This window comes from Citrobacter sp. S46_ASV_140, from assembly GCF_018919545.1.
In the GTDB taxonomy this organism is placed as follows: domain Bacteria; phylum Pseudomonadota; class Gammaproteobacteria; order Enterobacterales; family Enterobacteriaceae; genus Citrobacter; species Citrobacter braakii.
Map to the genome: position 1 here is coordinate 1 of NZ_JAHLRC010000085.1, position 14,903 is coordinate 14,903.

The window sequence follows — 14,903 nt, forward strand, 5'->3', positions numbered from 1 at the left end:
TTATGAAGCTGAAGTTATTGAGTACATCATGAAGAATTACCCAATCAGGGAACGTTGGTTTAGGCCTGGTCTTAAGCAGGTCACGAAAGAATGGACCCTGGAGGATGATTTTCAGTTTATTCCGGAAGATGCATATGATTTTTTAGCTGATTTATTTGAGCATTTTGATATTGAATATTCGAACTTTGATGGAAGGAATTATATTGAACAAGAATACCCTTTCTGGAAAAAAGATCCTCCTGAAATTGAATTAAAGCCTTTGACAGTAGAGATGATTATAGAGTCAGCAAAGGCGGGGAAATGGCTTTATGACTGAATAACATCCCTGCCAATAAAAAAGGGTGCCGGAGGCACCCTTTTCGTATCAGCAGATCGTTACCAGACGTAAGTCAGCAGGTTCTGCGAGTTTGGCACCATAAAGTCAACGGACATCATCACGGAAAGCGCGGTAATGGCGATGATGGAGAAACCGAACAGCTTGCGCGCCCAGACCCTGTCATCTTCCACTTTATAACCGCGCAGCGCCATGCCCAACCACCAGACGCTCACCGCCGCAGCAACAATCAGGTATTTATAACCAGCATAGCCGCCCAGGGTGAGCATCAGCGTGGCGATAGCAAACGCCACGATGTACAGCGTGATATGGTTCTTCGCGACCGAAATACCTTTCACCACCGGCAGTACCGGGATGTTGGCTGCCTGATAATCCTTAAAGCGGAAAATCGCAATCGCGTAAGAGTGCGGCATCTGCCACAGGCTGAAAATAGCCAGCAGAATCAGCGCGCCGCTATCGAACTCACCGGTTACGGCGCAGTAGCCAATCACCGGCGGCGCAGCGCCGGAGAGTGAGCCAATCAGCGTGCCATAAACGGAATGGCGCTTCATGTACAGGCTATAGACGCCCACATAGACCACGAAGCCCATTACCCCCAACCAGCAGGCCAGAGGGTTCGCGCCAAACCACAGCAGCATAAAGCCAGCAATACCCAGCAGGGTGGCGTATACCAGCGAGACCGCAGGGGAAATCAGACCTTTAACCAGCACGCGGTTTTTGGTCCTCTCCATCTTCCTGTCGATATCCCTGTCGATGTAGTTGTTAAATACACAACCCGACGCCACAACCAGTGACACCCCAACCAACGTGTAGATAAACAGGGGATAATCAATGCTGCCTTTCGAGGCCAGCAGGAATCCCCCAATCACCGAGATCAGGTTGCCAAAGATGATGCCTGGTTTTGTTACTTGCAGGTATTGCTTAAACATCATAATCGCCGCTCTTAGTGCATCATCATGTTGTAGTTAAGGTTCCACATAATCCAGATGGAGCCCACAACCAGGATGGCGATGATTAGCACAGTAAAGACAAAGGCTGTCATGTTCCAACCTTCATCAGATTTGCTATTCATGTGCAGGAAGCACACCAGGTGCACCAGAATCTGTACCACTGCCATTGCCAGAATAGTTCCCAGAATGACGGCAGGAGAGGCAGAACCTGTCATGACCATCCAGAACGGAATAACCGTCAGGATTATCGACAGGATAAAACCTGTCATGTAGGTTTTTACGCTGCCATGGGATGCGCCGCCGCTCTCGTTAGAATGACTCATTACATCGCCCCCATCAGATAAACAACAGTGAACACACAGATCCACACCACATCCAGGAAGTGCCAGAACAGGCTCAGGCACATGATGCGGGTACGGTTAGTACTGGTCAGGCCGCGACGAGCAACTTGCACCATCAGCACCGCCATCCAGATAAGACCGGAGGTGACGTGCAGACCGTGCGTGCCGACCAGCGCGAAGAACGCAGACAGGAAGCCGCTGCGATCCGGACCCATACCGTTAACAATCAGGTGATGGAATTCATAGAGTTCCATCCCGATGAATCCGGCACCGAACAAGAAGGTCAACGCCAGCCAGGAGATAACCTGGCTCTTGTTGTTCTTGTACATGGCGATCGCCGCCATGCCGTAAGTAATAGAGCTGAATAACAGCAGGAATGTTTCAACCAGAACGAACGGCAGTTCAAAAATGTCCTTACCTGTTGGGCCACCTGCGGTGCCGTTCACCAGAACGGCATAGGTTGCAAACAAAATAGAGAACAGAATGCAGTCGCTCATCAGGTAGACCCAGAATCCGAAGATCTTGGTCTGGCCTGCATCGTGGTGCCCGTGTTCGTGCGCGTGGGCAGTCGCGTGCGTTAAAGTATCAGTTGCCATTTTTCAGCCCTGCCTTAGTAATCTCATCGAAATGCTGGTTTTCCAGTTTTTCGACTTCCGGGACCGGCACGTAGTAATCCACGTCTTCATCAAAGCTTTTCACAATCCAGCTGATGATCATGCCTGCGAAGCTTGCAATCGCCAGCCACCAGATATGCCAGATCATGGCGAAACCAAACAGTGTTGCGAAAGCGGTAATGACGATACCGGCACCGCTGTTTTTCGGCATATGAATTTCTTCATAGTGCGCAGGCTGCTTGTACGCTTCACCTTTTTCTTTCATTTCCCAGAAGGCATCACGCTCATGAACGTGCGGCACAACGGCAAAGTTGTAGAACGGAGGCGGGGAAGAGGTTGCCCACTCCAGCGTACGACCACCCCATGGGTCACCGGTCAGGTCGCGGTTCTGCTCGCGGTCGCGAATAGAAACGAAGATCTGAATCAGCTGGCACAGGATACCCAATGCAATCAGCGCGGCACCGCAGGCGGCAACGACCAGCATCGGATGGAACTGCGGGTCAATCTGCTGGCTGAGGCGACGGGTCATCCCCATAAAGCCCAGCACATACAGCGGCATAAACGCCACGAAGAAGCCGATGATCCAGAACCAGAATGCGCGTTTACCCCAGGTTTCGTTCAGCGTGAAGCCAAACGCTTTTGGCCACCAGTAGGTCATACCTGCGAAGCATCCAAATACGACGCCGCCGATGATAACGTTATGGAAGTGCGCAATCAGGAACAGACTGTTGTGCAGCACGAAGTCCGCACCCGGAACCGCCAGCAGTACGCCGGTCATGCCGCCGACTGAGAAGGTAACGATAAAGCCAATCGTCCACAGCATCGCTGAGTGGAATACGATACGACCCTGGTACATGGTGAACAGCCAGTTGAAGATCTTCACCCCGGTCGGGATGGCGATAATCATGGTGGTAATACCGAAGAAGGCGTTAACGTTAGCGCCTGCACCCATGGTGAAGAAGTGGTGCAGCCAAACAACGAACGACAGCACGGTGATACAGACGGTTGCCCACACCAGTGAGGTGTAACCAAACAGACGTTTACGTGAGAAGGTTGCAGCGATTTCGGAGAACACACCGAAGACCGGCAGAACCAGAATGTACACTTCCGGATGGCCCCAGGCCCAAATCAGGTTGATGTACATCATCATGTTGCCGCCCATATCGTTGGTAAAGAAATGGGTGCCCAGATAGCGATCCAGGGTCAGCAACGCGACGGTAACCGTCAGGATTGGGAAAGACGCGATAATCAGGATGTTCGCACACAGCGATGCCCAGCTAAATACCGGCATCTTGAACATAGTCATTCCTGGCGCACGCATCTTAATGATGGTCACAAAGAAGTTGATCCCGGTTAGGGTTGTACCAATACCGGACAACTGGACTGCCCATATCCAATAATCGACCCCGACGCTTGGACTGTACTCTATTCCCGAGAGTGGCGGGTACGCCAGCCAACCGGTCTGTGCGAATTCACCCACGCCCAGAGACAGGTTAACCAGGATTACGCCGACAACGGTGAACCAGAAGCTCAGGTTGTTCAGGAACGGGAATGCAACGTCACGTGCGCCGATCTGCAGCGGAACCACCAGGTTCATCAGACCGATAACAAATGGCATTGCCACGAAGAAGATCATAATCACGCCGTGAGCCGTGAAGATCTGGTCGTAGTGGTGAGGTGGCAGGAAGCCCGCTTCACCTGCAGAAGCCAGCGCTTGCTGACTACGCATCATGATGGCGTCGGCAAAGCCACGAATCAACATGACGATTGCGACAATGACATACATAATGCCAAGGCGTTTGTGGTCAACCGAAGTTAGCCACTCTTTCCACAGGTAGGTCCACTTACCGAAGTAAGTGATTAGGCCCAGTAAGGCCGCACCACCGATGATAATGGCAGCGATCGTAACCATGACAATTGGTTCATGGAACGGCACTGCATCCAGCGTCAATTTTCCGAACATCGTATTCTTCCTCGGCCCCTTAGTGAGCGGATTCCGCGTGGCTCATGTCCATGCCTTCCATTCCTTCGTGTGCGCTGTGCTCACCTTCGGGTTGGGTCATGTCCATGCTCTTACCGTGAGCCATAAATTTGTTAATAACGTCTTTAAACAAATCTGGTTTCACGTTGGAGAAGTATTCCACCTGGTTGTATTCGCTTGGCACAGCCACTTTTTCGAACGCAGCCATGTCGCTCATGGTGTTCGTGGACTGTTTAGCTTTAGCAACCCATTGGTCGAATTCGGCGCGGTCCTTTGTTGCGATAGCCTTGAACTTCATACCGGAGAAGCCTGGTCCGCTATAGCTTGCGGAGATACCATCATAAGTACCGACTTCGTTGGCGATCAGATGCAGTCGAGTCTGCATACCGGCCATGGCATAAATCTGGCTACCCAGACGCGGGATAAAGAAGGAGTTCATCACGGAGTTGGACGTCACTTTGAACTCAACCGGAGTATTCGCCGGGAAGGCGATTTCATTCACGGTAGCGATACCTTGTTCCGGATAGATGAAGAACCATTTCCAGTCCATGGAAACCACTTCAATGGTAATGGGCTTCTCGTCATGCGCCAGCGGTTTGCTTGGCTCAAGAGCGTGAGTGGTTTTCCAGGTCAGTACGGCAAGGAAAATGATGATTAAGATCGGCACCGTCCAGACCACAGCTTCCACTTTATTGGAGTGTGACCAGTTCGGGCTGTACTTCGCATCCTTATTGCTTGCACGATACTTCCAGGCGAAACCAACAGCCATCAAGATGGCAGGAATAACGACAATCAACATCAGGCCAAATGCCGTCAGTATCAGAGAACGTTGTTCCAGTCCAATCTGTCCTTTAGGGTCAAGCAGCGCAGAATTACAGCCACTGAGTAATGCAGTGCCTGCAATTAATGACAACCATCCCAAACTTTTATTGTATTTCCTGAGTCTCATTTAACGACCTCAATTCCACGGGACCGGGTGGCGTTTAAAGTGTGAGGGCATTTTACGGGAAGGTTACATTACTGTAAACATCCTTGGATCTGTGTTACTGGGTTCTGCCGGGCATGTCACATATGTTGCAATATATGTCGTTTTGACTTTAAGAACCTGTTGCAACATCACGTTATAACGAAAGCGGGCAAGCGGGAGACGTGCTGAGGGCAATTGGTATAACCAATACGAAAATAAAACAATTGTTTAACAATTGATTATCAATAAAAAGACAATTGAAGAACAAAAAATAAATCTGTAGTGGCTGAATCGAGTAAGGGAAATAGTATATATAAAAGGCGTCAATAATTTCCAAATTCTTTGGCGCACAAAATAACAAATAATATTTTTAGTAATTGTTGTTTATTTAGCCGTTATAATTACGCAGGGTGATTACAACGGCGATATTAATGTGGATTTTTACGCCAGGCGGGTTTTGCGCAGTGCCAGATAATCCAGCAATCCACCAAAAACGACCCCGCAGACCGCGACCACCACCGAGATTTCCAGCAGTTCCGGCAGGAAGGAGAAGTGGGTGTAATCCAGTGCGTTCATGGTTAACAGCAGCAGCCAAACCACCAGCAGACAGCAGCCCGCAACCAACGTCATTAATGCCAGGCTGTACGCGCCACGAAATTCCGTGCGCGGAATGAAGCTCTCATTTTGCCAGCTATGTTCCAGAGTCTGACGACAAACCAGCAGCAGTATGAGGCCGGGGATAGCGGCAAACACAGAGAACAAATAAAACGTTGGCCACCCGTGCGCTTCAACAAACCAACCTGCTACCGGGCCAACGTAAACGCGACCAACGGCGGAAAGCGCGGAGAGCAGAGCGAACTGGGTCGCTGAGAAGGACTTATTGCACAGCGTCATTAATAAGGCGACAAACGCTGCCGTACCCATGCCACCACACAGGTTTTCAAAGAAGACGGCGGCGGCCATACTGAACATGTGTTTGTCAGTGATGGACAATAACCAGTAGCCCGCATTCGACGCCCCCTGCAGGATGCCGAAAATCAGCAATGCGCGAAACAGCGAAAGGCGTTGCATCAGGATCCCGCCGTACAGCGCGCCAACGATGGTTGCCAGCAGTCCGAGCGTTTTATTCACCACGCCTACTTCACCCGCATCAAATCCGACGCCGCGGATTAAAAATGTTGTAGTCAGGCTCATGGCAAAGGCATCCCCGAGCTTATATAGAACGATAAGCAGCAGAATTAGCCAGGCGTTGTTACGACCAAAGAAGTCGCGCAGCGGTGCCACAACCGCTTGCTCCAGCGTTTTGGGCACCGGAATGGCATCAGTCGGTTCGGGCGCTAGCAGGGTAGCAATGATGCAAGGTATCAGCAGCGCCGCCATCAGCCAGTACATTCCTTGCCAGCCCAGCCAGCGGTCGGCCATCCACAGAGCCAGCCCACCGGAAACCAGCATCCCTAAACGATAGCCCAGCACGCTGATAGCCGCGCCGGTGCCGCGTTCTTCGGCGGGTAGCACGTCGGTTTTCCATGCGTCAAAGACGATATCCTGCGATGCCGAGCAAAACGCGATCACCACCGCAAGCGCGGCCATCCAGCGTAGCTGCGTGCCAGGCTCCAGAAAGCCCATCGCGGCGATAGAAATCAGTAACAGCACCTGAGTTGCCAGCAACCAACCACGGCGTCGACCTAAAAACGGCGGCGTGTAGCGGTCCATTAGCGGAGACCAGAGGAACTTAAACACGTAGGCCTGGCCGACCAGAGAAAAGAAACCGATGGTTTTAAGATCGATATTCTCGACCGTCATCCATGCCTGAAGCGTACCCGAGGTCAGTGCGAGCGGTAAACCGGAGGCGAATCCCAGTATGAGCAGGATAGCTGAACGTGGCTGCTGAAAAATACGTAAGTAATGACTGGACATGGGCTTCTATAGGCCCGACGAACGCCGGGCCATATGGGCAGAAATTAACGAGCGTTCTGCTTGATGAAATCGTGAACGCTGGTGTCCTGAGACATATCAGCGATGGTATCGGTCAGCACGCTGTTAACGGCGTCAGCGATATTTTTGTTAGAGGCCTGCAGTGCGCCTTCAACAGAATAGCTTGCGCGGTAGTTTTTGGTCATCTTGTTGCCGTTAGCAGCAGTCGCAATGATGGCGATGTCTGCCTTGGTGGCGATGTTATAGCGCACGCTACCCTGGGACACGTCTGCATACAGCTGGCTAACAATGATTTGCAGGTTAACAGCACCGTTTGGCCCAATCATATAACCGCGTGCGGTCATCTGTTTTTCCAGTACTTCTTGCAGCAGGAAGCGCAGATCGCGGGACGCGGTCAGGGTAACAAGCTGGTTGTCACGGGTAACTTTTGCCAGCGCCTGATCCTGACGCTGGTCGGCACCATTGATGCTAACGGTCACACCCATCAGGCTCGGGTCCTGCTGTGGCAGGGTAATTTTCGGGGAAACTTCAATAGTGGTCGGCGGCGTTGCGCATCCAGCTAACATAAACAGCGCGACAAACGGGACGAGGATTTTTTTAAACATGCCAGGGCTCTCAGCGAATCTAAATTGTATGGTTGGAGAAAATTCCCGCCATCATAACATCGCCAACGATGAGGGGAAGTGGGTAACGCATGTAAATTCATTGTGTTGTCAGTTTTATGTCTTTGTGGAGACCATAAACGGACTTTTTGCAATAAATCGAAGTGAGGATTTAGTGAACTTCATCCATTTGGCTGAGAAAATCAGACAAACGCTAATTTTTTGTTGCTAAGGTGTAATGAAAGCGGTAAAAGCGGCTAGTATTTAAAGGGATGGGTGACATCTCAGCGTTGTCGGAGGAAAAACTTCATGATGATTCGTGAGCAAATAGAAGAAAAATTAAGGGCAGCGTTCCAACCCGTGTTCCTCGAAGTTGTGGATGAAAGCTATCGTCACAATGTCCCGGCAGGTTCTGAAAGCCACTTTAAGGTTGTGCTGGTTAGCGATCGCTTTACAGGTGAGCGTTTTCTGAATCGTCATCGGATGATTTACAGCACCTTAACGGTGGAGCTTTCCACAACCGTTCATGCACTTGCCCTGCATACCTACACCATTAAGGAGTGGGAAGCGTTGCAGGATACGATTTTTGCATCGCCTCCGTGTCGTGGGGCGGGAAGCATCGCGTAAAAACGGATTTGCAACAACCGACGCTTTTCCAGTATGTTGCTACAGATTATGTGAAAACGGCCTGCGGGCCGTTTTGTTTTGTCTGAATTCTGGGGCAGTCGTACAGTATTCAGACAAAAATTAGCCGGGAATTGTGAAAAAAGCCGCAGCAACGCGCGATAACCGTTCTCGACTCATAAAAGTGATGCCGCTATAATGCGCGTCTTATTTTTCGGAATGTCTTCGGGATGATTCTGACGACAGGGAATGTGATTGCTTATGAGAACATCCCAGTTCCGCGAAGCCAACAACCTGTGCTTGCGGAGAAGAGTTGACCGAGCACTGTGATTTTTTGAGGTAACAAGATGCAAGTTTCAGTTGAAACCACTCAAGGCCTTGGCCGCCGTGTAACGATTACTATCGCTGCTGACAGCATCGAGACCGCTGTGAAAAGCGAGCTGGTCAACGTAGCGAAGAAAGTGCGTATTGACGGTTTCCGCAAAGGAAAAGTACCGATGAATGTTGTTGCTCAGCGTTATGGCGCGTCTGTTCGCCAGGACGTTCTGGGCGACCTGATGAGCCGCAACTTCGTTGACGCGATCATCAAAGAAAAAATCAATCCGGCTGGCGCACCGAACTACGTTCCGGGCGAATACAAACTGGGTGAAGATTTTACTTACGCGGTAGAGTTCGAAGTTTACCCGGAAGTTGAGCTGACTGGCCTGGAAGCAATCGAAGTTGAAAAACCGGTTGTTGAAGTCACCGACGCTGACGTTGACGTGATGCTGGACACCCTGCGTAAGCAGCAGGCTACCTGGAAAGACAAAGACGGCGCTGCAGATGCAGAAGACCGTGTAACCATCGACTTCACCGGCTCTGTAGACGGCGAAGAGTTCGAAGGCGGCAAAGCGTCTGACTTCGTACTGGCGATGGGCCAGGGTCGTATGATCCCAGGCTTTGAAGAAGGCGTTAAAGGCCACAAAGCTGGCGAAGAGTTCACTATCGATGTGACCTTCCCGGAAGAGTACCACGCTGAAAACCTGAAAGGTAAAGCCGCTAAGTTCGTTATCAACCTGAAGAAAGTTGAAGAGCGCGAACTGCCGGAACTGACTGAAGAATTCATCAAACGTTTCGGCGTTGAAGATGGTTCCGTAGCGGGTCTGCGCGCTGAAGTACGTAAAAACATGGAACGCGAGCTGAAAGGTGCTGTGCGTAACCGCGTTAAATCTCAGGCGATCGAAGGTCTGGTAAAAGCTAATGACATCGACGTTCCGGCTGCTCTGATCGACAGCGAAATCGACGTTCTGCGTCGTCAGGCTGCACAGCGTTTTGGCGGCAACGAAAAACAAGCTCTGGAACTGCCGCGTGAACTGTTCGAAGAACAGGCTAAGCGTCGCGTAGTTGTAGGTCTGCTGCTGGGCGAAGTGATTCGTACCAACGAGCTGAAAGCTGACGAAGATCGCGTTAAAGGCCTGATCGAAGAGATGGCTTCTGCTTACGAAGATCCGAAAGAAGTTGTTGAGTTCTACAGCAAAAATAAAGAGCTGATGGACAACATGCGTAACGTCGCTCTGGAAGAGCAGGCTGTTGAAGCCGTTCTGGCGAAAGCGAAAGTGACTGAAAAAGCCACTTCCTTCAACGAGCTGATGAACCAGCAGGCGTAATTCGTCGCTTATTTAGCACGAATTTCGTACGCAAGCCCGTCACCTTTTGGTGGCGGGTTTTTTTTTGTCACGGATTTTGCATGGGAAGAGTGCGAAAACAGCGTTTCAGTGTTAGCGTTACAACAAAAGATTGTTATGCTTGAATTATGGCGATGTCGTACCCATTACTGAGGGACTAGCTGATAATCCGTCCATAAGGTTACAATCAGCACAGCAGGTTTTTTCAAATTTTATCCAGGAGACGGAAATGTCATACAGCGGCGAACGAGATAACTTTGCACCCCATATGGCGCTGGTGCCGATGGTCATTGAACAGACCTCACGTGGTGAGCGCTCTTTTGATATCTATTCTCGTCTACTTAAGGAACGCGTCATTTTTCTGACCGGCCAGGTCGAAGACCATATGGCTAACCTGATCGTGGCGCAGATGCTGTTCCTGGAAGCAGAAAACCCAGAAAAAGATATCTACCTGTACATCAACTCCCCTGGTGGAGTGATCACTGCCGGGATGTCTATCTATGACACCATGCAGTTTATTAAGCCGGACGTCAGCACCATTTGTATGGGCCAGGCGGCCTCAATGGGCGCGTTCCTGCTGACTGCTGGGGCGAAAGGTAAACGTTTTTGCCTGCCTAACTCTCGCGTCATGATCCACCAGCCTCTGGGCGGTTACCAGGGCCAGGCAACGGATATTGAAATTCATGCCCGTGAAATCCTGAAGGTAAAAGGGCGCATGAACGAACTTATGGCGCATCATACGGGTCAATCTCTTGAGCAGATTGAACGTGATACCGAGCGCGATCGCTTCCTCTCCGCTTCTGAAGCGGTAGAGTACGGTCTGGTCGACTCGATTTTGACCCATCGTAATTAATGCCCAGCGCGCAGGTGTACCGCTATAATTACCTGGAGCGGCACAACGCTGACTAGCGTCTTGCGCCTGAGAATGGCATTTGCGTCGTCGTGTGCGGCACAAAGAACAAAGAAGAGGTTTTGACCCATGACAGATAAACGCAAAGATGGCTCGGGCAAATTGTTGTACTGCTCTTTTTGCGGCAAAAGCCAGCATGAAGTGCGTAAGCTGATTGCCGGACCATCCGTGTATATCTGCGACGAATGTGTTGATTTATGTAACGACATCATTCGCGAAGAGATTAAGGAAGTAGCACCGCACCGTGAACGCAGTGCGCTGCCGACGCCACATGAAATTCGCAACCACCTGGACGATTACGTTATCGGTCAGGAGCAGGCGAAGAAAGTGCTGGCGGTCGCGGTATACAACCATTACAAACGTCTGCGCAACGGCGACACCAGCAATGGCGTCGAGTTGGGCAAAAGTAACATCCTGCTGATTGGCCCGACGGGTTCCGGTAAAACGCTGCTGGCTGAAACGCTGGCACGCCTGCTGGACGTTCCGTTCACTATGGCCGATGCCACCACGCTGACCGAAGCCGGTTATGTGGGTGAAGATGTTGAAAATATTATTCAGAAACTGCTGCAGAAGTGCGATTACGACGTGCAGAAAGCACAGCGCGGGATCGTCTATATCGATGAAATCGACAAGATTTCTCGTAAGTCTGACAACCCGTCCATTACCCGTGACGTTTCCGGCGAAGGCGTACAGCAGGCGCTGTTGAAACTGATCGAAGGTACGGTTGCTGCCGTTCCACCGCAGGGGGGGCGTAAACATCCTCAGCAGGAATTCCTGCAGGTTGATACTTCCAAGATCCTGTTTATCTGCGGCGGTGCCTTTGCCGGTCTGGATAAAGTCATTGCTAACCGTGTTGAAACGGGCTCCGGCATTGGTTTTGGCGCAACGGTAAAAGCGCAGTCTGATAAAGCCAGTGAAGGTGAACTGCTGTCGCAGGTGGAGCCGGAAGATCTGATCAAATTTGGTCTGATCCCTGAGTTCATCGGGCGTCTGCCGGTTGTAGCGACGCTGAGCGAACTGAGTGAAGAAGCGCTGATCCAGATCCTGAAAGAGCCGAAAAATGCCCTGACCAAGCAGTACCAGGCGCTGTTCAATCTTGAAGGTGTTGATCTGGAATTCCGTGAGGAAGCGCTGGATGCGATCGCCAAAAAAGCGATGGCACGTAAAACCGGTGCTCGTGGTCTGCGTTCTATCGTCGAAGCCGCACTGCTTGACACTATGTACGATCTGCCTTCTATGGAAGACGTCGAAAAAGTGGTGATCGATGAGTCGGTGATTGGCGGCCAGAGCAAGCCATTGCTGATTTACGGTAAGCCGGAAGCGCAGCAGGCATCTGGCGAATAATTCATCAATTCATACAGACATTTAATTAATAAGGGGGGATTTTATCTCCCCTTTTATTTTTCCGTAAACATGGCGTTGAATGTGTGGGAAACATCCCCATATACTGACATACATGTTAAAGGTGGTGTGGAGCACAGTCGTACCACCTGATTACCTGGCGGAAACTAAACTAAGAGAGAGCTCTATGAATCCTGAGCGTTCTGAACGCATTGAAATCCCCGTATTGCCGTTGCGCGATGTGGTGGTTTATCCGCACATGGTCATACCCTTATTTGTAGGGCGGGAAAAATCTATCCGTTGTCTGGAAGCGGCTATGGACCATGATAAAAAAATCATGCTGGTTGCCCAGAAAGAAGCGTCAACGGATGAGCCGGGTGTAAACGATCTTTTCACCGTCGGGACCGTGGCCTCTATTTTGCAGATGCTGAAACTGCCTGACGGCACCGTAAAAGTGCTGGTCGAGGGGTTACAGCGCGCGCGTATTTCAGCGCTGTCTGACAACGGCGAGCACTTCTCTGCGAAAGCGGAGTACCTTGACTCGCCTGCTATTGATGAGCGCGAACAGGAAGTGCTGGTGCGTACCGCTATCAGCCAGTTCGAAGGCTATATCAAGCTGAACAAGAAAATCCCGCCCGAAGTGCTGACGTCGCTGAACAGCATTGACGATCCTGCACGTCTGGCGGACACCATCGCTGCGCACATGCCGCTGAAGCTTGCTGACAAGCAGTCCGTACTGGAGATGTCCGACGTTAACGAACGTCTGGAATATCTGATGGCGATGATGGAATCTGAAATCGATCTGCTGCAGGTTGAGAAACGCATTCGCAACCGCGTGAAAAAGCAGATGGAAAAATCCCAGCGTGAGTACTATCTGAACGAGCAGATGAAAGCCATTCAGAAAGAGCTCGGCGAGATGGACGATGCGCCGGACGAAAACGAAGCGTTGAAGCGTAAAATCGACGCGGCGAAAATGCCGAAAGAGGCAAAAGAGAAAGCGGAAGCAGAACTGCAGAAGCTGAAAATGATGTCTCCGATGTCAGCGGAAGCGACCGTAGTCCGTGGCTACATCGACTGGATGGTTCAGGTGCCGTGGAATGCGCGTAGCAAGGTCAAAAAAGATCTGCGTCAGGCTCAGGAAATCCTCGATACTGACCATTACGGTCTGGAACGCGTCAAAGACCGTATTCTTGAGTATCTCGCGGTTCAAAGCCGTGTGAATAAAATCAAGGGGCCGATCCTGTGCCTGGTTGGGCCGCCGGGGGTAGGTAAAACTTCTCTGGGACAGTCCATCGCTAAAGCAACCGGACGTAAATACATCCGTATGGCGCTGGGTGGTGTGCGTGATGAAGCTGAAATTCGCGGTCACCGCCGGACCTATATTGGTTCGATGCCGGGTAAACTGATCCAGAAAATGGCTAAAGTGGGCGTTAAAAACCCGCTGTTCCTGCTTGATGAGATCGACAAAATGTCTTCCGACATGCGTGGCGATCCGGCTTCCGCACTGCTTGAGGTGCTGGATCCAGAGCAGAACGTGGCGTTCAGCGATCACTACCTGGAAGTGGACTACGATCTCAGCGACGTGATGTTCGTTGCGACCTCTAACTCCATGAATATTCCCGCACCGTTGCTGGATCGTATGGAAGTGATCCGTCTATCCGGGTATACCGAAGACGAGAAGCTGAACATTGCTAAACGTCACCTGTTGCCGAAACAGATTGAGCGTAACGCGCTGAAAAAAGGCGAGCTGACGGTCGACGATAGCGCCATTGTGGGCATTATTCGTTATTACACCCGTGAAGCTGGCGTGCGTAGTCTGGAGCGTGAAATTTCCAAACTGTGCCGTAAAGCGGTGAAACAGCTGCTGCTCGACAAGTCGCTGAAACATATTGAGATCAATGGTGACAACCTGCACGACTACCTGGGCGTACAGCGCTTTGACTATGGCCGCGCGGACAACGAAAACCGCGTTGGTCAGGTAACCGGTCTGGCATGGACGGAAGTGGGCGGCGATCTGCTGACCATCGAAACCGCTTGCGTACCGGGTAAAGGTAAGCTGACCTACACCGGTTCTCTGGGTGAAGTCATGCAGGAATCCATTCAGGCTGCGCTGACCGTGGTGCGCGCGCGCGCGGAAAAACTGGGCATTAATCCGGACTTTTACGAAAAACGCGACATCCACGTTCACGTACCTGAAGGGGCGACGCCGAAAGACGGTCCAAGTGCGGGTATTGCCATGTGTACCGCGCTGGTTTCTTGTCTGACCGGTAACCCGGTTCGCGCCGACGTGGCGATGACCGGCGAGATCACCCTGCGTGGCCAGGTTCTGCCTATTGGTGGTTTGAAAGAAAAACTGCTGGCGGCACACCGTGGTGGTATTAAAACGGTCTTAATTCCAGACGAAAACAAACGTGACCTGGAAGAGATTCCGGACAACGTAATTGCCGATCTGGACATCCATCCGGTGAAACGCATTGAGGAGGTTCTGACGCTCGCGTTGCAAAATGAGCCCTCCGGAATGCAGGTTGTGACCGCAAAATAGTGACCTCGCGCAAAGAGCACTAATAAAAACAGGGCTGGCAGGCCATTTCGGACTTGCCAGCCTTTTTTTGTATAGCTAATTTAGATGACGGATTGGGC

The 14,903-nt window shown here is 51.2% G+C and carries 13 protein-coding genes; 6 read left to right on the top strand and 7 right to left on the bottom strand.

Annotated elements, in window-relative coordinates; all coding sequences use genetic code 11:
- Positions 1-316: DUF1493 family protein (locus KQJ19_RS17670; RefSeq protein WP_216403926.1), on the top strand; the 316-nt coding region annotated here is incomplete at its 5' end.
- A gap of 59 nt (positions 317-375) precedes the next feature.
- Here KQJ19_RS17670 and cyoE read toward each other — a convergent pair.
- From cyoE to KQJ19_RS17705, 7 genes are all read right to left on the bottom strand, one after another.
- Complete coding sequence (gene cyoE, locus KQJ19_RS17675; protein WP_003831005.1) at positions 376-1,266, bottom strand: heme o synthase; 891 nt, start codon at positions 1,264-1,266, stop codon at positions 376-378.
- A gap of 11 nt (positions 1,267-1,277) precedes the next feature.
- Entirely contained in the window at positions 1,278-1,607 is a 330-nt protein-coding gene (locus KQJ19_RS17680) for a cytochrome o ubiquinol oxidase subunit IV (protein WP_003831006.1), read from the bottom strand.
- Positions 1,607-2,221 carry a cytochrome o ubiquinol oxidase subunit III gene (locus KQJ19_RS17685; RefSeq protein WP_003831007.1) on the bottom strand — a complete coding sequence of 205 codons (615 nt, stop codon included), beginning with the start codon at positions 2,219-2,221 and terminating at the stop codon, positions 1,607-1,609. Before KQJ19_RS17685 ends, KQJ19_RS17680 begins: the two co-directional genes overlap by 1 nt.
- Positions 2,211-4,202, bottom strand: coding sequence for a cytochrome o ubiquinol oxidase subunit I (gene cyoB, locus KQJ19_RS17690; protein WP_003831008.1), 1,992 nt, complete (start codon positions 4,200-4,202; stop codon positions 2,211-2,213). Before cyoB ends, KQJ19_RS17685 begins: the two co-directional genes overlap by 11 nt.
- Positions 4,203-4,221: 19 nt before the next feature.
- Positions 4,222-5,169: a cytochrome o ubiquinol oxidase subunit II gene (gene cyoA, locus KQJ19_RS17695; RefSeq protein ID WP_003847580.1), complete on the bottom strand. Its 948-nt coding sequence runs from the start codon at positions 5,167-5,169 to the stop codon at positions 4,222-4,224.
- A 459-nt stretch (positions 5,170-5,628) separates the two neighbouring features.
- Entirely contained in the window at positions 5,629-7,104 is a 1,476-nt protein-coding gene (gene ampG, locus KQJ19_RS17700) for a muropeptide MFS transporter AmpG (RefSeq protein WP_047357698.1), read from the bottom strand.
- 44 nt (positions 7,105-7,148) lie between these two features.
- Positions 7,149-7,727, bottom strand: coding sequence for a lipoprotein (locus KQJ19_RS17705; protein WP_016152050.1), 579 nt, complete (start codon positions 7,725-7,727; stop codon positions 7,149-7,151).
- A 306-nt stretch (positions 7,728-8,033) separates the two neighbouring features.
- Here KQJ19_RS17705 and bolA point away from each other — a divergent pair, with 306 nt between their 5' ends.
- From bolA to lon, 5 genes are all read left to right on the top strand, one after another.
- Entirely contained in the window at positions 8,034-8,351 is a 318-nt protein-coding gene (gene bolA / locus KQJ19_RS17710) for a transcriptional regulator BolA (RefSeq protein WP_016152051.1), read from the top strand.
- Positions 8,352-8,695: 344 nt separating this feature from the next.
- Positions 8,696-9,994: a trigger factor gene (gene tig, locus KQJ19_RS17715; RefSeq protein WP_003021622.1), complete on the top strand. Its 1,299-nt coding sequence runs from the start codon at positions 8,696-8,698 to the stop codon at positions 9,992-9,994.
- A gap of 247 nt (positions 9,995-10,241) precedes the next feature.
- Positions 10,242-10,865 carry an ATP-dependent Clp endopeptidase proteolytic subunit ClpP gene (gene clpP / locus KQJ19_RS17720; RefSeq protein ID WP_003021624.1) on the top strand — a complete coding sequence of 208 codons (624 nt, stop codon included), beginning with the start codon at positions 10,242-10,244 and terminating at the stop codon, positions 10,863-10,865.
- 126 nt (positions 10,866-10,991) lie between these two features.
- On the top strand, positions 10,992-12,266 hold the full coding sequence (gene clpX, locus KQJ19_RS17725) for an ATP-dependent protease ATP-binding subunit ClpX (protein WP_003831013.1): 1,275 nt from the start codon (positions 10,992-10,994) through the stop codon (positions 12,264-12,266).
- Between the two features lie 184 nt (positions 12,267-12,450).
- Positions 12,451-14,805: an endopeptidase La gene (lon, locus tag KQJ19_RS17730; RefSeq protein WP_016152052.1), complete on the top strand. Its 2,355-nt coding sequence runs from the start codon at positions 12,451-12,453 to the stop codon at positions 14,803-14,805.
- Positions 14,806-14,903: the final 98 nt, after the last annotated feature.

Bases quoted from the DNA above. Each gene is read 5' to 3' on its own strand.
- cyoA (WP_003847580.1), bottom strand. From the start codon at position 5,169: ATGAGACTCAGGAAATACAATAAAAGTTTGGGATGGTTGTCATTAATT.
- KQJ19_RS17705 (WP_016152050.1), bottom strand. From the start codon at position 7,727: ATGTTTAAAAAAATCCTCGTCCCGTTTGTCGCGCTGTTTATGTTAGCT.
- tig (WP_003021622.1), top strand. From the start codon at position 8,696: ATGCAAGTTTCAGTTGAAACCACTCAAGGCCTTGGCCGCCGTGTAACG.
- clpX (WP_003831013.1), top strand. From the start codon at position 10,992: ATGACAGATAAACGCAAAGATGGCTCGGGCAAATTGTTGTACTGCTCT.
- lon (WP_016152052.1), top strand. From the start codon at position 12,451: ATGAATCCTGAGCGTTCTGAACGCATTGAAATCCCCGTATTGCCGTTG.
- clpP (WP_003021624.1), top strand. From the start codon at position 10,242: ATGTCATACAGCGGCGAACGAGATAACTTTGCACCCCATATGGCGCTG.
- cyoB (WP_003831008.1), bottom strand. From the start codon at position 4,202: ATGTTCGGAAAATTGACGCTGGATGCAGTGCCGTTCCATGAACCAATT.
- bolA (WP_016152051.1), top strand. From the start codon at position 8,034: ATGATGATTCGTGAGCAAATAGAAGAAAAATTAAGGGCAGCGTTCCAA.
- ampG (WP_047357698.1), bottom strand. From the start codon at position 7,104: ATGTCCAGTCATTACTTACGTATTTTTCAGCAGCCACGTTCAGCTATC.
- KQJ19_RS17685 (WP_003831007.1), bottom strand. From the start codon at position 2,221: ATGGCAACTGATACTTTAACGCACGCGACTGCCCACGCGCACGAACAC.
- cyoE (WP_003831005.1), bottom strand. From the start codon at position 1,266: ATGATGTTTAAGCAATACCTGCAAGTAACAAAACCAGGCATCATCTTT.
- KQJ19_RS17680 (WP_003831006.1), bottom strand. From the start codon at position 1,607: ATGAGTCATTCTAACGAGAGCGGCGGCGCATCCCATGGCAGCGTAAAA.